At 71.3% G+C, this 17073-nt stretch carries 13 protein-coding genes; 4 read left to right on the top strand and 9 right to left on the bottom strand.

Annotated features, from left to right (window positions below; genetic code table 11):
• Nucleotides 1-169: 169 nt before the first annotated feature.
• Nucleotides 170-826, bottom strand: coding sequence for a potassium channel family protein (locus tag ACWDN5_RS17120; RefSeq protein ID WP_003067924.1), 657 nt, complete (start codon nt 824-826; stop codon nt 170-172).
• Nucleotides 823-1488, bottom strand: coding sequence for a potassium channel family protein (locus tag ACWDN5_RS17115; protein ID WP_310974893.1), 666 nt, complete (start codon nt 1486-1488; stop codon nt 823-825). The genes ACWDN5_RS17120 and ACWDN5_RS17115 overlap by 4 nt, the downstream gene beginning before the upstream one ends.
• A gap of 93 nt (nt 1489-1581) precedes the next feature.
• Here ACWDN5_RS17115 and ACWDN5_RS17110 point away from each other — a divergent pair, with 93 nt between their 5' ends.
• From ACWDN5_RS17110 to ACWDN5_RS17100, 3 genes are read left to right on the top strand one after another with little or no spacing between them, the layout of a single operon-like run.
• A complete protein-coding gene (locus tag ACWDN5_RS17110) occupies nt 1582-3615 on the top strand; it encodes an APC family permease (protein ID WP_310974894.1) in 2034 nt (677 codons plus the stop codon).
• Nucleotides 3612-4799 (top strand): class I SAM-dependent RNA methyltransferase, encoded by a 1188-nt coding sequence (locus ACWDN5_RS17105; protein WP_449676981.1) that lies wholly within the window; start codon nt 3612-3614, stop codon nt 4797-4799. The genes ACWDN5_RS17110 and ACWDN5_RS17105 overlap by 4 nt, the downstream gene beginning before the upstream one ends.
• 33 nt (nt 4800-4832) lie before the next feature.
• Nucleotides 4833-5402 (top strand): TIGR03086 family metal-binding protein, encoded by a 570-nt coding sequence (locus ACWDN5_RS17100; RefSeq protein WP_449676980.1) that lies wholly within the window; start codon nt 4833-4835, stop codon nt 5400-5402.
• 749 nt (nt 5403-6151) lie between these two features.
• Here the strand turns inward: ACWDN5_RS17100 and ACWDN5_RS17095 are convergent.
• Both ACWDN5_RS17095 and ACWDN5_RS17090 read right to left on the bottom strand, forming a co-directional pair.
• Entirely contained in the window at nt 6152-6583 is a 432-nt protein-coding gene (locus ACWDN5_RS17095; protein WP_449676979.1) for a hypothetical protein, read from the bottom strand.
• Between the two features lie 44 nt (nt 6584-6627).
• Entirely contained in the window at nt 6628-8097 is a 1470-nt protein-coding gene (locus ACWDN5_RS17090; RefSeq protein ID WP_449676978.1) for an aldehyde dehydrogenase family protein, read from the bottom strand.
• A gap of 175 nt (nt 8098-8272) precedes the next feature.
• On the opposite strand from ACWDN5_RS17090, the gene dxs reads away from it, so the two are divergent.
• Complete coding sequence (dxs, locus tag ACWDN5_RS17085; RefSeq protein ID WP_449676977.1) at nt 8273-10180, top strand: 1-deoxy-D-xylulose-5-phosphate synthase; 1908 nt, start codon at nt 8273-8275, stop codon at nt 10178-10180.
• Here the strand turns inward: dxs and ACWDN5_RS17080 are convergent.
• Genes ACWDN5_RS17080 through ACWDN5_RS17060 form a run of 5 tightly spaced genes read right to left on the bottom strand, consistent with a single transcriptional unit; the run spans nt 10171 to nt 16981 of the window.
• Complete coding sequence (locus ACWDN5_RS17080) at nt 10171-11607, bottom strand: purine-cytosine permease family protein (RefSeq protein ID WP_449676976.1); 1437 nt, start codon at nt 11605-11607, stop codon at nt 10171-10173. The two genes, dxs and ACWDN5_RS17080, sit on opposite strands and share 10 nt — an antisense overlap.
• Entirely contained in the window at nt 11604-12962 is a 1359-nt protein-coding gene (locus ACWDN5_RS17075) for an aminobutyraldehyde dehydrogenase (RefSeq protein ID WP_449676975.1), read from the bottom strand. Before ACWDN5_RS17075 ends, ACWDN5_RS17080 begins: the two co-directional genes overlap by 4 nt.
• A complete protein-coding gene (locus ACWDN5_RS17070; RefSeq protein WP_449676974.1) occupies nt 12959-14602 on the bottom strand; it encodes a thiamine pyrophosphate-binding protein in 1644 nt (547 codons plus the stop codon). The genes ACWDN5_RS17075 and ACWDN5_RS17070 overlap by 4 nt, the downstream gene beginning before the upstream one ends.
• Nucleotides 14599-15543 carry an agmatinase gene (speB, locus tag ACWDN5_RS17065; protein ID WP_310974902.1) on the bottom strand — a complete coding sequence of 315 codons (945 nt, stop codon included), beginning with the start codon at nt 15541-15543 and terminating at the stop codon, nt 14599-14601. Before speB ends, ACWDN5_RS17070 begins: the two co-directional genes overlap by 4 nt.
• Nucleotides 15536-16981: a sodium:solute symporter gene (locus ACWDN5_RS17060; protein WP_310974903.1), complete on the bottom strand. Its 1446-nt coding sequence runs from the start codon at nt 16979-16981 to the stop codon at nt 15536-15538. The genes speB and ACWDN5_RS17060 overlap by 8 nt, the downstream gene beginning before the upstream one ends.
• Nucleotides 16982-17073: the final 92 nt, after the last annotated feature.

Below are 17073 nucleotides of genomic sequence, written 5' to 3'. Positions count from 1 at the left end.
GGAGATCACCACGTGGCCCGATCCGGGGACTTCGTCGACGTTCGAGTCCAGCGGTCCAAGGCGGCGGCATTCGGGACCTCCGACGTCCCGAATGAGTCATTCGCGGCACCGCCGGCCTCGGAGCACGAAAAGGCCCCCAGCGCGCACACCGGGGGCCTCCTCGTCAGCCTCAGTAACCCAAAGCCGTCCGGATCTCCGGCTCCACATCCGCGGTCGCCACGAAGAGCAGCTCGTCGCCCGGCTCCAGCGGGTCCTCCGGCTGCGGCACGATCACCCGGTCGCCCCGCAGGATCGTCACCAGCGCCGCATCCCGCGGCAGCGTCAGCTCGCTCACCGGCTTCCCGGCCAGCGGTGTCTCCGCCGGCAGCGTCAGCTCGACCAGATTGGCGTTGCTCTGCCGGAACGTCATCAGCCGCACCAGGTCGCCGACGCTGACCGCCTCCTCGACCATCGCCGCCAGCATGCGGGGGGTCGAGACCGCCACGTCGACGCCCCAGGCGTCGGTGAACAGCCACTCGTTGGCCGGGTTGTTCACCCGGGCCACCACCCGCCGGACCGCGAACTCCGTCTTCGCCAGCAGCGACACCACCAGGTTGGCCTTGTCGTCGCCCGTCGCCGCGATCACCACGTCGCACTGCTCGATCCCGGACTCCTCCAGGATCGAGACCTCGCACGCGTCCCCCAGCACCCAGTCGGCCTGCTCGACCGCGTGCGGCTCGAACTGGTCGGCCTCGCGCTCGATGAGCATCACCTGGTGCCTGCCGTCGATCAGCTCGGCGGCGATGGAACGGCCGACCGCCCCGGCGCCCGCAATCGCGACCCTCATGCCTCGTCCTCCGGTTCGCGGTGGGCCACACTGGTCACGTCGGTGACGGTGCCGGACCGCGCGGCCACCCACACGACGTCGTCGGCCTGCAGCACCGTCTTCGTGTCGGGGAGCACCCCGGTGCCGAAGCGCATGATGAACGCCACCCGCGCGCCGGTCGCCTCCTGCAGGGACTTCACCGAGTGCCCGACCCAGCCCTCGTGCAGCGGCAGCTGCAGCAGCGCGACGTTGCCCGACGGGTCCCGCCACGCCGACGCGACGCCGTCCGGCAGCAGCGTGCGCAGGAACCGGTCGGTCGTCCAGGGCACGGTCGCCACCGTCGGGATGCCCAGCCGCTCGTACACGGCCGCGCGCTTGTGGTCGTAGATGCGCGCGACGACGTGCTCGATGCCGAAGTTCTCCCGGGCGACGCGCGCCGAAATGATGTTCGAGTTGTCGCCGCTGGACACCGCCGCGAACGCGCCGGCCCGCTCGATGCCGGCTTCGATCAGCACCCGGCGGTCGAACCCGACGCCGACGACCTGCTGGCCGTGGAAGTCGCTGCCGAGCCGGCGGAACGCCTGCTGGTTCTTGTCGATGACGGCCACCTCGTGGCCGAGCCGCTCCAGCGCAGCGGCCAGGGACGCGCCGACCCGGCCGCATCCCATGATCACCACGTGCACGCCCTGCCTCCTCCTCGGCGGTTCACCCGTCCGTCTTACCCCCGACACACCAGCGCCGAACCTACCGTGCCCCCGGAACGTTAGGCTTCCGTGGTGTCGAAGTTCCCGACCGTGCTGAAACGCCTGGTCCTCGGACGTCCGTTCCGCAGTGACCGGCTCTCTCACACGCTCCTGCCCAAGCGCATCGCGCTGCCGATCTTCGCGTCGGACGCGCTCTCCAGTGTCGCCTACGCGCCGGAAGAGATCTTCCTGACGCTGAGCGTCGCCGGGCTGTCCGCGTACGCGCTCGCGCCGTGGATCGGCGTCATGGTCGCCCTGGTCATGCTGGTGGTCGTCGCCTCGTACCGGCAGAACGTGCACGCCTACCCGAGCGGCGGCGGCGACTACGAGGTCGCCAACACGAACCTGGGCGGCAAGTTCGGCCTTACCGTGGCCAGCGCCCTGCTCGTCGACTACGTGCTGACGGTCGCGGTGTCCACTTCGTCCGGTGTGGCCAACATCGGCTCGGCCGTCCCGTGGGTCGCGCAGCACAAAGTGCTCGCGTCGATCGTCATCGTGGTCGTGCTGACGTCGCTGAACCTGCGCGGCATCCGCGAGTCGGGCAAGGCCTTCGCAATCCCGACATACGGGTTCATCATCGGCATCCTCGCCATGGTCGCCTGGGGCCTGGTGCAGGCCGCCACCGGCACCGAGATGAAGGCCGAGAGCGCCGGGTTCACACTGACCGCCGAAGGCACCTTCGCGGGCGTCGGGTACGCGTTCCTGGTGCTGCGGGCGTTCTCCTCCGGCGCGGCGGCGCTGACCGGGGTCGAGGCGATCAGCAACGGCGTCCCGGCGTTCCAGAAGCCGAAGTCGAAGAACGCGGCCACCACGCTGCTGATGATGGGCCTGCTCGCGGTCACCATGCTGGTCGGCATCATCACGCTGGCCACGATCACCGACGTCAAGTTCGCCGAGGACCCGGCGCGGCAGCTCGAAGGCGCGCCCGCGGGCTACGAGCAGAAGACGATCGTGGCGCAGATCGCGCACGCAGTGTTCGCCGACTTCCCGCCGGCGTTCTACTACATCTCCTTCTCCACCGGCATCATCCTGCTGCTGGCCGCGAACACCGCGTTCAACGGCTTCCCGGTGCTGGGCTCGATCCTGGCGCAGGACCGCTACCTGCCGCGCCAGCTGCACACCCGCGGCGACCGGCTGGCGTTCTCCAACGGCATTCTGTTCCTGGCCGCCTTCGCGCTGGTGCTGATCATCGCGTTCGACGCCGAGGTGACCCGGCTCATCCAGCTCTACATCGTGGGTGTGTTCGTGTCGTTCACGGTCAGCCAGGCGGGCATGATCCGGCACTGGAACCGGCTGCTGGCCAGGGAAACCGACCCGGGCGCGCGGCGGCGGATGCGGCGCTCGCAGACCGTCAACGCCATCGGCCTGACGATGACCGCGACCGTCCTGGTGATCGTGCTGATCACCAAGTTCCTGCTCGGCGCCTGGATCGCGATCGCCGCGATGGTGGCCATCTTCGCGCTGATGACGGCGATCCGGCGGCACTACGACCGCGTCGCCGACGAGCTGAAGGAACTCGGCGACACCCCGACCGTGCTGCCGTCGCGCAACCACGCGATCGTCCTGGTGTCCAAACTGCACCGGCCGACGCTGCGCGCGCTGGCCTACGCCAAGGCGATGCGCCCGGACGTCCTCGAGGCCGTGACGGTCAATGTGGACGATGCCGACACCCGCAAGCTCACCGCCGAGTGGGACGCGCACAACTTCAAGGTGCCGCTGAAGGTCGTCGAATCGCCCTACCGCGAGATCACGAAACCCGTCCTCGACTACGTGAAGCGCGTCCGCGGTGACAATCCGCGCAACGTGGTCACCGTATTCATCCCGGAGTACGTGGTCGGGCACTGGTGGGAGCAGGTGCTGCACAACCAGAGCGCGCTGCGGCTGAAGGGCCGGCTGCTGTTCCAGTCCGGGGTGATCGTGGCGAGCGTGCCGTGGCAGCTGGAGTCGTCGGCCAAGGCGGCCGCGCGGGTCCGCAACGAACGGCCCGCCGCGGGCGACGTCCGCCGCGGGTTCTCGCCCAACGGGAAGCCGGTCGCGGCGCCGAAGCCCAAGGAGCCTGCCGAATGACGAGCTGGCTGGGCCGCGTCCTCGAGGTCGAGGTCGGTGCGGTCGCGCACGGCGGCCACTGCGTCGCCCGCGCGGACGGGCGGGTCGTGTTCGTCCGGCACGCGCTGCCGGGCGAACAGGTCCGGGTCGAGATCACCGAGGACAACGGCGGTTCGTTCTGCCGCGGCGACGCGATCGAGGTGCTCGTCGCGTCGCCGCACCGGGTGCCGCCGCCGTGCCCGCTGGCCGTGCCGGGCGGCTGCGGCGGCTGCGACTGGCAGCACGCTTCGCCCGATTACCAGCGCACGCTCAAGGCTTCGGTGGTGGCGGAACAGCTGCAGCGGCTCGCGGGGATCGAGCGCGACGTCGTCGTGGAGGCCCTCGACGGCGGGCCGCTGGACTGGCGCAGCCGCGTCCGCCTGGTCGCCGGCCGTGACGGGCGGGCCGGGCTGCGCGCCCACCACAGCCACCGGGTGGTGGCCCTGGACGACTGCCCGATCGCGGTCCCCGGCGAGCTCGACGACGTCCTGGCGCGGCGCTGGCGGCCCGGCAGCGAACTGGAGGTCACGACCGACGGCGACGGCGAACTGCACGTGCGGGAGCTGTCGACGGTCCGCGGGAAGGTGCGGGCGCGGCAGCTGACCGGCGGCGTCGCGGTCCAGCACGCGGCGGGCCGCGACTGGCACCTCGACGCGCACGGTTTCTGGCAGGTCCACCCGGCGGCGGCGTCGACGCTGGCCGCGGTCGTGGGGGAGTGGGCGGAGGCACCGTCCGGCGGCACGGCCTGGGACCTCTACGCGGGGGTCGGGCTGTTCGCGTCGGTGCTGGCGTCACAGGTCGGTGCGGCGGGCCGGGTGCTGGCGGTCGAGTCCGGCCGGCGCGCGGTGGCCGACGGCGAGCGCAACCTGGCGGACCTGCCGCAGGTTTCGTGGCGCGCCGGGCGCGTGGAGCACGTGCTGGCCTCGGCGGCCAAGCCGGTCGACGTCGTGGTGCTGGACCCGCCGCGCAAGGGAGCGGGCAAGGCGGTCGTGGAGTCGATCGTGGCGGGTTCACCCGATCGGATTGTCTACGTGGCGTGCGACCCGGCGGCTCTGGCTCGTGACCTGGCGGTCTTCTCTTCGCACGGGTACTCGCTGACGGATCTGCGGGCGTTCGACGCGTTCCCGATGACCCACCACGTGGAGTGTGTGGCGCTGCTGTCCTGAGTTTTTGTCGGTGGTGGTCGGCACACTTCCGGCATGACTGTTCTCGACGAGTTCGACCTCGCAGCTTCGACGGTGACCGCCCTGGTCGCCGCGGTCCGTGCCGACCAGTGGGCGCTCCCGACGGCGTGCGTCGAGTGGGACGTGCGCGCGGTGGTGAACCACTTGGCGCACGGCAACGCGAAAGTGGCGTTCTGGGCGGGCACGGGCCCACCGGCGCCGGACGGCGACTACCTGGGTGCGTCGCCGGCTGCGGCGTTCGCGGCTTCGGTGGCTTCCGCGCGGTCTGTGCTGGCCGAGCCCGGGCTGTTTTCCCGGCAGGTGACCACGCCGCTCGGTGAGGTGCCGGGGGTGTTCCTGGTGCACATGCGGGTGAACGAGTACCTGGCCCACGGCTGGGACATCGCGGACGCGACCGGGCAGCCGACGGACCTGGCGCCCGAGCTGGCCACGCGGGCCCTGGAGCAGTGGCGGTCGCGGTTCGGAGCGGCGCCCCGGCAGCCGGGCGGCCCGTTCGGCCCGGAGGTTCCACCGCCCCCGGAAGCGACGCCGGCCGACCGGCTGGCGGCGTTCCTCGGCCGGAAGGCGGTGAACAGCTGGAGCTGAGCCGGGGGAGTAGCCGGAGGAGGCTGACGGCGGCGGTCCGTGTGGCGGGTGCCGGGTCGCGCTGACGCCTGCGCGGTGGCGGTTCGGCGGTGCGCCGGTGCGTTGGGCTGCGAGCGTTGCCGGGAACCGCTGGGCGGGTGGCCTGGTGCGCTGCTGGTGCGCGGGCCTCGGCGTGCTGCTGGCGTGCGAGCCTCGGCGTACTGCAGGTGCGGTGGCCTGGTGCGCTGCTGGTGCGCGGGCCTCGGCGCTCCGCGAGCGCGCGTGCCTCGACGTGCTGCGAGCGGGCCTCGGCGTGCTGCTGGCGCGCGGGCTTCGGTGCGGGCGCGGTGGCCTGGTGCGCCGCGAGCGCGCCCACGCTCTGGTCCGTGCGGACGCCCTGCGTGGCCCGGCGGGCGTGCTCCGGCGGCTGTCGAGGGCGCGGGTGGGCCGGCGCTCTGCGAGCGCGCGTTCCTCGGCCTGGTGCGCCGCTGGCGCGGGCGGACGCGCGCTGCTGGCGCGCGGGCCTCGGCTTGCTGCGGGCGCGGTGGCCTGGTGCGCTGCGAGTGCGCCCACGCTCTGGCCCGTGCGTATGCGCTGCATGGCCCGGCGGGCGTGCCCCGGCGGCTGGCGAACGCGCGTGCCTCGGCGTGCTGCGGGCGCGGGTGGCTCGGTGCGCTGCGCGAGCGCGCGCGGCGAAGGTGCCGCAGGCTCGCGCGGCCCGGGCAGCCGCGCCGCGCGGAAAGGCAGCCGAGGCGGCCGTGCAGCGGATCTCAGCCTGCCCGGCGCACCGCGAACGCCGCCGCAAGCCCGGTCGCCGTCATTGCCACGCCCGACACCAACAGCACCCAGGCCCCCGCGCCCGGCACCACGCGGGCCGCCGGCTGGATGCGGGTCACTCCGGGCAGCGTCACCACCAGATGCCTCAGCACCACGCCCGTCACCACCAGCCCCGGCAAGCTCGCCATTGCCAGGGGCTCGTCCTGGTGCCGCGCGAACGTCAAGTACGCCAGCGTCACCGCGATCAGCACCGCCGCCGCGCAGACCAGGCGCAAGCCCAGGTCCAGCTCCGGGTCCGGCGTTCCGGGCGGCAGCATCCCCGGGTACTCGGCCGTCCGGAGGGTCAGCCCCGCGATCACGCCCAGGCCCGCCGCCCCCACCAGCATGGCCCGCGGGCCTCGGAGACGCTTTCGCTGTTCGTCCACTCCGGCCTCCCCTGCGTCGCCGTGGACGCAGCATAAGGCCGGTTTCAGCCCGAGAACCAGCGCTGCGGTTCCGGCCTGAGGTTCTGGTAGATGTGCTTGACCTCGGTGTACTCGGCCAGCCCCGTCGGGCCCAGCTCGCGGCCGAACCCGGACTGCTTGTAGCCGCCCCACTCGGCCTGGGGGAGGTACGGGTGGAAGTCGTTGATCCAGACCGTTCCGTGGCGCAGGCGGCCCGCGACCCGCTGGGCACGGCCGGCGTCTTGGGTGAACACCGCGCCGGCCAGGCCGTAGTGCGTGTCGTTGGCGATGCGGACCGCGTCGTCCTCGTCGGTGAACGTCTCGACCGTCAGGACCGGGCCGAACGACTCCTCGACGACCGCCGACGAGCCCTGTTTCACCTGGTCGAGGATGGTCGGCAGGTAGTAGAAGCCGTCCGCCAGCGCCGGGTCGTCCGGGCGGCGGCCGCCCGTGCGGAGCACCGCGCCCTCGGCCAGGGCCGCCGCCACGTACGCCTCGACCTTCGCCCGGTGGGCCGCCGAGATCAGCGGGCCGGTCTCCGCCTGCGCGTCGAACGGGCCGCCCAGGCGGATGCGCTCGGCCCGGCGCACCAGCTCGGCCACGAACTCGTCGTGCCACTCGCGCTGCACGATCAGCCGCGCGCCCGCCGAGCACACCTGGCCGGAGTGGAGGAACACCGCCGTCAGGGCGTAGTCGACCGCCGTCTCGAAGTCGGCGTCGGCGAACACCACGTTCGGGTTCTTCCCGCCCAGCTCCAGGGCGACCTTCTTGACCGTGTCCGCGGCCGCCGCGGCGATCACCTTGCCGGTCGCCAGGCCGCCGGTGAACGACACGAGGTCGACGTCCGGGTGCGACGCCAGCGGCGCGCCGGCCTCGGCGCCCGCGCCCAGCACCAGGTTGCCGGTGCCCGGCGGCAGGCCGGCCTCGGTGAGCAGCTTGAGGAACAGGATCGCGGTGTGCGGGGTCAGCTCGCTCGGCTTGAGCACGAACGTGTTGCCCGCGGCCAGCGCCGGTGCGATCTTCCACACGGTCTGCAGCAGCGGGTAGTTCCACGGCGTGATCAGCCCGCAGACGCCGACCGGCTCGTGCACGATCCGGCTGAACGCGTCCGGGTTGCCGGTGTCGACGACGCGCCCGGCGTCCTGGGCCGCGAGCTTGCCGAAGTAGCGCAGGCAGGCCGCGATGTCGGCCATGTCGTAGCGGCTCTCCACCAGGCGCTTCCCGGTGTCGAGCGACTCTGCGCGGGCGAACGCCTCGGCGTCGCGGTCGAGCAGGTCCGCCGTGCGCAGCAGCAGGTCGCCGCGCAGGTGGGCGGGGGTGCCGGGCCACGGGCCGGTGTCGAACGCCCGGCGCGCCGCCGCGATGGCGGCCTCGGTGTCCTTGGCGGTGCCCTCGGCGACCGTCGCGACCAGGGAGCCGTCGGCCGGGCAGCGGATCTCCCGCCGGGCGCCGTCCACCGCGTCCACCCATTCGCCGCCGATGAAGAAATCCGCCATGCGCACCATTCTCGTGGCCACGCGGCGTGACCGCCACAGCGACGCGGCGAGACGAGGTTCACCCCACGTGCTGACCTGCGGTCGCGCTCCGGTTGTGACGCCGGACGCGGCCTGCGGTCCGGCCCTGGCGGGTCTCCGTAGACTGGCCGGAACCGAACGAGTGAGGTGGAGACGAGTGACGATGCTGGAGTCCGTGAGCGGACCGGCGGACCTGAAGCGCATGAGTGTCGAGGACCTCGGCGAACTGTCCGCCGAGATCCGGGACTTCCTCGTCGACAAGGTCCGGCGGGCGGGCGGTCACCTGGGGCCGAATCTGGGTGTCGTCGAGCTGACCCTGGCGCTGCACCGCGTGTTCGACTCGCCGCGTGACGCGATCGTGTGGGACGTCGGTCACCAGGCGTACGTCCACAAGCTCGTCACCGGCCGCGCGGCCGGGTTCGACCTGCTGCGCCAGACCGGCGGCGTCACCGGTTACCCCTCGCGTGCGGAGAGTGAGCACGACTGGGTGGAGAGCAGCCACGCGTCGTCCGGACTGTCCTATGTGGACGGGCTGGCGAAGGCGTTCGAGCTGGCCGGCGGCGGGCGGCACGCGATCGCCGTCGTCGGCGACGGCGCGCTCACCGGCGGCATGTGCTGGGAGGCGCTCAACAACATCGCCGCGCACAAGGACCGCCCGGTCGTCATCGTGATCAACGACAACGGCCGGTCGTATTCGCCGACCATCGGCGGGCTGGCCGACCACCTCGCGGCGCTGCGCCTGCAGCCCGGCTACGAGCGGCTCCTCGACGGCGGCCGCGAGATCCTCAAGCACACGCCGGTGGTCGGGAAACCGATCTACGCCGCGCTGCACGCCGCGAAGGCCGGCCTGAAGGACGCGTTGAGCCCGCAGGCGATGTTCTCCGACCTCGGCCTGAAGTACCTCGGGCCGGTCGACGGGCACGACCTCGTCGCGCTGGAGAAGGCGTTCCACAGTGCGCGGTCGTTCGGCGGGGCGGTGATCGTGCACGTGGTCACCGAAAAGGGGCACGGGTACGCCCCCGCGGTGAACAACCAGCACGACCAGATGCACCAGACCGATCCGATCGACCCGGAGACCGGCCTGCCGCCGGTCAAGGGGCCCAACTGGACCGGGGTGTTCGGCTCCGAGCTGGCGGCGATCGGTGCCGAGCGCGAGGACGTCGTGGCGATCACCGCGGCGATGCTGCGTTCGACCGGGCTGGACAAGTTCGCCGAAGCGTTCCCGGACCGGTGGTACGACGTCGGGATCGCCGAGCAGCACGCGGTCACCTCGGCCGCCGGGTTGGCCATGGGCGGGTTGCACCCCGTTGTGGCGATCTACTCGACGTTCCTCAACCGGGCGTTCGACCAGGTGCTGATGGATGTCGCCCTGCATCGGCTGCCCGTGACGCTGGTGCTGGACCGGGCCGGGATCACCGGGCCGGATGGGCCTTCTCACCACGGTATGTGGGATTTGTCGTTGCTCGGGATGGTTCCCGGGATGCGGGTTGCCGCTCCGCGTGACCCGGCCACCCTGCGGGAGGAGCTTCGGGAGGCCGTTGCTGTTTCCGACGGGCCTACCGCTCTTCGGTTCTCGAAGGGGAAGGTCGGTACCGATGTCGCCGCCGTGGAGCGGGTGGGGACCGTTGACGTGCTGCGTCGGCCGGCCGAGGGGGCTGACGTTCTTCTGGTGACGGTCGGTGCTTTTGCGACGCTGGGGCTTGCGGCTGCCGATCGGCTGGCTGATCAGGGGATCGGGGTTACCGTTGTCGATCCCCGGTGGGTGCTTCCGGTGCCTGCCGAGTTGGTTGCCTTGGCTTCGCAGCACAAGCTTGTTGTCACTGTTGAGGACAGTGGCCGGCATGGTGGGTTCGGGTCGGCTCTTGCCGCGATGTTCCGGGATGCCGAGTGTGATGTTCCTTTGCGGGATTTGGCTGTTCCTCAGTCTTTCCACGACCACGGGAGCCGGGATGAGGTGCTGGCTCGGGTTGGGCTGACTGCTCAGGACGTTGCTCGGCGGGTTACCGAGTGGGCTTCCCGGCTTGGTTCTTCGTCGGAAGAGTCGGCCAAGGATGCTCATCGGTGAGCCAGCTCAGAGCTTTGCTGGGCGGCGAAGACCTCTGGGGGTTCCGGGAACAGCTTGACCAATAGCGGGTACGTCACCGCTGCTGTCAGCAGGGTTACCAGCAAGCTCACGTCCACTCCTCCCGCCACTTCTCGCCATGGGCCTGCGATCATCGGGGTGTTCGCGCACAGCAGGCCCAGTGTTGTGGCCGGGATCCAGGCCGCCATTGCCCGCCAGTTCACCCCTCGGGTGAACCAATACCTTCCGCCCTTGCGGCCCTCGTTGAAGACCTGGAGGTCCTCCACGTCGTAGAAGCCTCTGCGCTGGACGAAGCCGATCATCATGATCACCATCCAGGGGCTGGTGCACAGGACGATCAAGGTTGCGAACGCGTTGATGCTCGACACCATGTCCAGGACGAAATTGCCCACGAAGATGAACGCCACGCTCAAGGTTCCGATCAGCAGCGTGGCCTGGACCCGGGACAGCCTGGGGAAGATCGAGCTGAAGTCGAGGCCCGTTCCGTAGAGCGACGTCGTTCCCGTGGACAGGCCGCCGATCAGCGCCACCACGATCAAGGGGATGGCGTACCACAGCGGGGACATGGCCGTCAGGCCCGTGATGTAGTCGGCCGGGTCGGCCACCAGGGTTGCCGTGGCCATGCCGAAGCCGAATGGCAGCAGCGTGGCCACCTGGGCCAGGAACGGGGCCGTCAGCAACGAACGTCTGCTGTGTGACGCGGGAATGTAGCGAGCCCAGTCGCCGAGGAAGGCGCCGAAGGAGATCGGGTTGGCCAAGGCCGTCAAGGCCGCCAACGTGAACGTTGGCCAGAACGTGCCCAGTGCGTACGTTCCCGTCCCTGCGTAACCCGGGTCGAATGTTCCTCCGTAGGCGAATACGCCCAGGAGCATGATCGCGGTTCCGAGGAGCACCGCGATGCGGTTCACCAGCAACATGAACCGGTAGCCGTAGATGCAGACCACCAGCGTTGCGATGGCGATCACGCCGTAGGCGAAGCCACGCAGGACCGGGCCGCCGTCGAAGCCGAACAAGCGTTGCGCTGCTCCGGCCACCGCGTCGCCGCTCACCCAGACCGAGATCGCGAAGAACGTGATCGCCGTCAGCAACGACAGGAACGAGCCCACACAGCGGCCGACCACGCCGAAGTGCGCGCCGGAGGACACCGCGTTGTTCGTCCGCGTGCGCGGGCCGAACAGCGCCATCGGAGCCAGGACCAAACCGCCCACCACGACGCCCAAGGCCGTGGCCAGGACCGCGTCACGGAAGCTCAGCCCATACGCGATCGGCAGTGTTCCCAGGATGATCGTGGCGAACGTGTTCGCTCCGCCGAACGCCATGCGGAACAGGTCCCGCGGGCGCGAAGTCTGCTCCTCCGGCGGGATCGGGGCGATGCCGTGCTGCTCGACCTCCGTGATCTTGTCGCTCACGCGAACCTCGTCATCACGTGCTTGACGCGGGTGTACTCGGCGAACGCGTACGCCGAGAGGTCCTTGCCGTGGCCGGAGTGACCGAAGCCGCCGTGGGGCATCTCGGCGACCAGCGGCCCGTGCGTATTGACCCACACACAACCGAAGTCCAGTTCGGCCGACACCCTGGCCGCGACGCCGAGATCGCGCGTCCACACCGAGGACGCCAGGCCGTAGGGGACGCCGTTGGCCAGTTCGACGCCCGTGGCTTCGTCCGCGAAGGACTGGACCGTGATCACCGGGCCGAAGATCTCTTCCTGGACGATCTCGTCGTCCTGCCGCAGGCCGGAGATCACCGTGGGGGCGAAAAAGAAGCCCTGGGAACCGAAGCGGGTGCCGCCGGTCTCGATGCGGGCGTGCGAGGGCAAGCGCGCGATCAGGCCTTCGACGCGGGAGAACTGCGCCGCGCTGTTCAGCGGCCCGTAGTCGACGCCCGGCGTCTGCGCCGCGGCGGCCTTGGCCAGTGCCGCGACGAAGTCGTCGTGGATCGACTCGTGGACCAGGACCCGGCTGCCCGCCGTGCAGTCCTGGCCCGCGTTGTAGAACGCCGCGCCCACGATGCCCTCCGCCGTCTCCGCGAGGCCGGCGTCCGGGAACACCAGCAGCGGTGCGTTGCCGCCCAGCTCCAGGTGGGTGCGCTTGAGATCGGCGGCCGCCACCGTGGCGACGTCGATGCCCGCCCGCGTCGAGCCGGTGATCGAAACGAGTGCGGTGATCGGGTGCTTGACGAGCGCCCGGCCCGTGTCGCGGTCGCCGGTCAGCACGGTGAACGCCCCCGGAGGCAGGAACTCCGCCGCGATCCCGGCCAGCCGGACGGCCGTCGACGGGGTCGTCTCCGCCGGCTTGAGCACCACCGTGTTGCCCGCCGCCAGGGCCGGGGCGATCTTCCAGACCGCCATCATCAGCGGATAGTTCCACGGGGCGATCTGCGCGCAGACCCCGACCGGCTCGCGGCGGATCACCGACGTGTGGCCCGGCGCGTACTCGCCGGCCGCGGTGCCCTCCAGGTGGCGGGCGGCTCCGGCGAAGAACCGGAGCGCGCTGACGCACTCCGGGATCTCCTCGTCGAGGACGACCGAGCGGATCTTGCCGGTCTCGCGCACTTCGAGGTCCGCGAACTCGGCCGCCCGGGACTCCAGGGCGTCGGCGATCTTCAGCAACGCCAGCTGACGCTCCGCCGGCGTGCTGCGCCGCCAGGTCGCAAACGCTTGCGCGGCGGCCGCCAGCGCGTTGTCCACATCGGACTGCGAAGCGACGGGGCTGGTGCCGAACACCTCGCCGGTCGCCGGGTCGATCAATTCCAGGGTGCGGGTCATGCCTTCTCCAGATGGGTCGGCGCGAACAGCTTCAGCAACGCGGGGAGGACGACGACGGACGGCCCGGGCGTGCGCAGGGCTTCGGAGAGGTCCGCGCCCACCGTGTCCAACGACGACAACCGGGCCGGGACGCCGAACGAAGCGGCCAAGGCGACGAAGTCGGGCCGGGTCAGCTCCGTCGCCGTCGTCTGGCCGAAGGCGTCGGTGAGGTATTCGCGCAGGACGCCGTAGCCGCCGTCGTCGATGATCAGCCACGTCACGTCGAGGCCGTGCTGCACCGCCGTGGCCAGCTCGGCGACGCCGTACATCGCGCCGCCGTCACCCGAGACGGCGAGCGTGGGACGGCCGGCCGCCGCGCCGCCGAGCGCGCCCGGCAGGCCGTAGCCCAGGCCGCCCGCGCCCTGGGCCGTGTGGATCGGTGCGCCCTCGGGGTTCCACGTCGACCAGGCCCAGTACGCCGCGATCGTCATGTCCCAGAACGTCTGCGTGCCTTCGGGCAGTGCGGTGCGGACGTCGTCGATCAGCTTCCGCTCGACGGCCAGGTCCTGACCGTCCAACCGGGACTCGACGCGGGCGAGCAGCCCGGAGACCGCTTTCTCGGCCCGGCCGTCGGACGCCCGCATCGGCACCCACTCCAGCAGCGCCTGCAGCGTCGGCCGGACGTCGGCGTGCAGGCCCAGGCCCGGGTAGTTCGACTCCAGCTTCCCGAGGTCGGCCTCGACCTGGATCACCCGGCCGCGCGGGGCGAACTCGCGGTAGTTGCTGGACAGCTCGCCGAGACCGGAGCCGAGCACGAGCAGGACGTCGGCGTTCGCGAGGAATTCCGTGGTGTGCCAGTCCTCCAGCCACGACCGCCCGGACAGCTCGTGGTCCCACGGGAACACGCCCTTGCCGCCGAACGTCGAGATCACCGGCGCGCGGAGGGCTTCGGCCAGGGCCAGCAGCTCGGCGTGCGCCCCCGACCGCAGCGCCCCGCCGCCGGCCAGGATCACCGGGTTCGTGGCCGCCGCGAGCAGGTCGGCCGCCGCGGTGACCAGCTCGGGCAGGGGTTCCAGGGGAACGGGCGCGGCCGACACCGACGTGATCGGCGGCAGCCCGGCCGGGCCGAGCAGCACGTCCTGGGGGATCTCGACCCACACCGGGCCGTAGGGCGCGGTCGCGGCCGACGTCCACGCCTCCCGCAGCGCCGACGGGATCTGGCTCGCCCGCCGCACGACGTGCACCGACTTCACGACGCCGGTGAAACTCGCCTGCTGGTCCGGCAGCTCGTGCAGGTAGCCGTGCCGCCCGCCGCCGAGGCCGGCGACCGGGACCTGGCTCGAGATGCCGAGCACCGGCACCGACGCCGCGCGCGACTCCTGCAGCGAAGCCAGTGTCAGCAGCGCGCCCGGGCCGGTCGAGACGATCAGCGGCGTCACCGGCACCGGGCCGTCCGGGTCCGCCGCGAGCCGGGCGCGGGCGTGGCCGTCGGCGGCGAAGGCCAGGTTGTTCTCGACGCGCCCGCTGATCACGCGCAGGTCGTCGGCCCGTCGCAGCGCCTCGAACAGGCCCAGCGCGTGCTGGCCCGGCAGCCCGAACACCCTGTCGGCCCCCAGGGCTCGCAGCGTCTCGACGACGACGTCGCCGCCGATGCGGGTCATTCGCCCTTCCCCAGGGCCAGCAGGCTCACCAGGTCGTAGGCGACGTGGGAGGCCGCGATGGCGGTGATCTCCGCGTGGTCGTAGGCCGGGGCCAGCTCGACGACGTCCGCGCCGACCAGGTTGAGGTCGCGCAGCCCGCGCAGGATCTCCAGCAGCTCCCGGCTGGTCATCCCGCCCGCCTCGGGGGTACCGGTGCCGGGCGCGTGGGCCGGGTCGAGGACGTCGATGTCGACCGAGACGTACAGCGGGCGGTCGCCGATGCGCTGGCGCAGCGCGTCGACGGTCTCGGCGACGCCCCGGCGCAGGACGTCGCCCGAGGTGACGATGCCGAAGCCCAGCCGGCGGTCCTCTTCGAGGTCGCGCTTGCCGTACAGCGGCCCGCGGGTGCCGACGTGCGACAGCGCGCTCGTGTCGAGGATGCCTTCCTCGGACGCCCGCCGGAACGGGGTGCCGTGGGTGTAGGGCTCGCCGAAGTAGGTGTCCCAAGTGTCCAGGTGGGCGTCGAAGTGCAGCAGGGCGACGGGTCCGTGCTTCTTCGCCGCCGCGCGCAGCAGCGGCAGGGCGATCGTGTGGTCGCCGCCGACCGTGACCAGCCGCGTCCCGTCCGCCTGCAGCGCTTCGGCTTCCTGCTGCAGCGTCTCGATCGCCTCGCCGATGTCGAACGGGTTGACCGCGATGTCCCCGGCGTCGACGACCTGCTTCTCTTCGAACGGCGAGACGTCCAGCTCCGGGTGGTACGGCCGCAGCAGCCGGCTCGCCTCGCGGACGGCCGCCGGGCCGAACCGGGCGCCGGGCCGGTAGGACACGCCGGAGTCGAAGGGCACCCCGACGACGGCGACGTCGGCGCGTTCGACCTGGTCGATCCGCGGCAGCCGCGCGAAGGTCGCGAAGCCGGCGAACCGGGGGACGCGCGACGAGTCGAGGGGTCCGATGTTAGGCACTGGTGGGCTCCTGTTCCCGGTTCGGAATGGCGGTTTCTTCGCCGGCGAGGCGGCGGGTCCAGACGGAGAGGACGGTCTCGGGAGTGCGGGGCGTGGCGAAGCTGACCGCCAGGTAGACGACCAGGCTCACGCCGAGGCCCCAGTAGATCGGGGTGTTGGCGTCGACGCCGTCGATGATCATGAAGGCGATGACCGAGATCGTGCCGGCCACCATCGACGCGTACGCGCCCTGCCGGGTGCCGCGCTTCCAGAACAGCGCGCCGACGATGGCGACGAGCAGGCCGCCGACCAGGATGTCGTAGGCGATGGTGAGCGCGTTGACGACGTCGTCGACGATCATCGCGATGCCGATCGCGAGGAGGCCGAGCAGCAGGGTGGCGAGCCGGTTGCGGCTGACTTCGCCGCCCTTCTTGAGGCCCAGCTTGGTGAGCAGGTCCGACGTCGTCGTGGTGGAACACGCGATCAGCGCGCCGCTCGCCGTCGACATCATCGCCGAGAGCGCGGCGGCCAGGACCAGGCCGCGGACGCCGGTGGGCAGCAGGCGCTCGACGATCGTCGCGAAGGCGTCCTGGGCGCTGGCGATGTCCGGGTAGAGCGTGTGCGCCGCGGTGCCGATCAGGGCCCCGGCGAGGCCGTAGACCAGGCAGTAGACGCCGGAGGTGATGCCGCCGGACGTCGCGATCGCCGGCGTGCGGGCGGTGAACACGCGCTGCCAGATGTCCTGGCCGATCAGCAGGCCGAAGGTGTAGATGACGAAGTAGGTGATGATCGTGTCGGTGCCGATCGAGGTGAAGCTGAAGAAGCTCGCGTCGAGCTTGGCGCTCATCCCGTCGAAGCCGCCCGCGGACGTGATCGCCACCGGCAGCAGGATGGCCAGGATGCCGATCGTCTTGATGACGAACTGGGCGATGTCGGTGAGCGTGATCGACCACATGCCGCCGAGCACCGAGTACAGCACGACGATCGAGCCGCCGATCGCGATCCCGGCCCAGTTCGGCAGGTCGAACAGGACCTTGAAGATGGTCGCGAAGGCCAGCGTCGAGGTCACCGTGAGCATCAGGGTGTAGCCCCACATGACGACGCCGGACACCGCGCTGGTGCGGCCGCCGTAGCGCAGGTCGAGCATCTCGCCGACGGTGTAGACCTTCAGCCGCACGAGCCGCCGCGCGAACAGCGCGTGCAGCACCAGGATGCCGACGCCGATGCTGACCACCAGCCACATGCCGGATATGCCGTAGGTGTAGCCGAGCTTCACGCCGCCGACGGTCGACGCGCCGCCGAGCACGACGGCCGACATCGTGCCGGAGTACATGAACCAGCCCAGCCGCCGTCCGGCGACCAGGTAGTCGGACTTCGTCTTCGCGAGCCGGAGGCCGTACCAGCCGACCCCGAGCATGCCCGCGATGTACAGCGCGATCACTGCGTAGTCGCCGGTCACGGTGTCCTCCTCACGTCGTTTCGGGTCACCGTAGGTTCGGCCGCCACCTCTCCGGCATGGGATGATTCATCCTCATGTCAACATCGGTGGGG

Source organism: Amycolatopsis sp. NPDC003731, assembly GCF_053586895.1.
The sequence above is the reverse complement of the archived record's forward strand: the minus strand, read 5'-3'. Positions and strand labels throughout refer to the sequence as shown.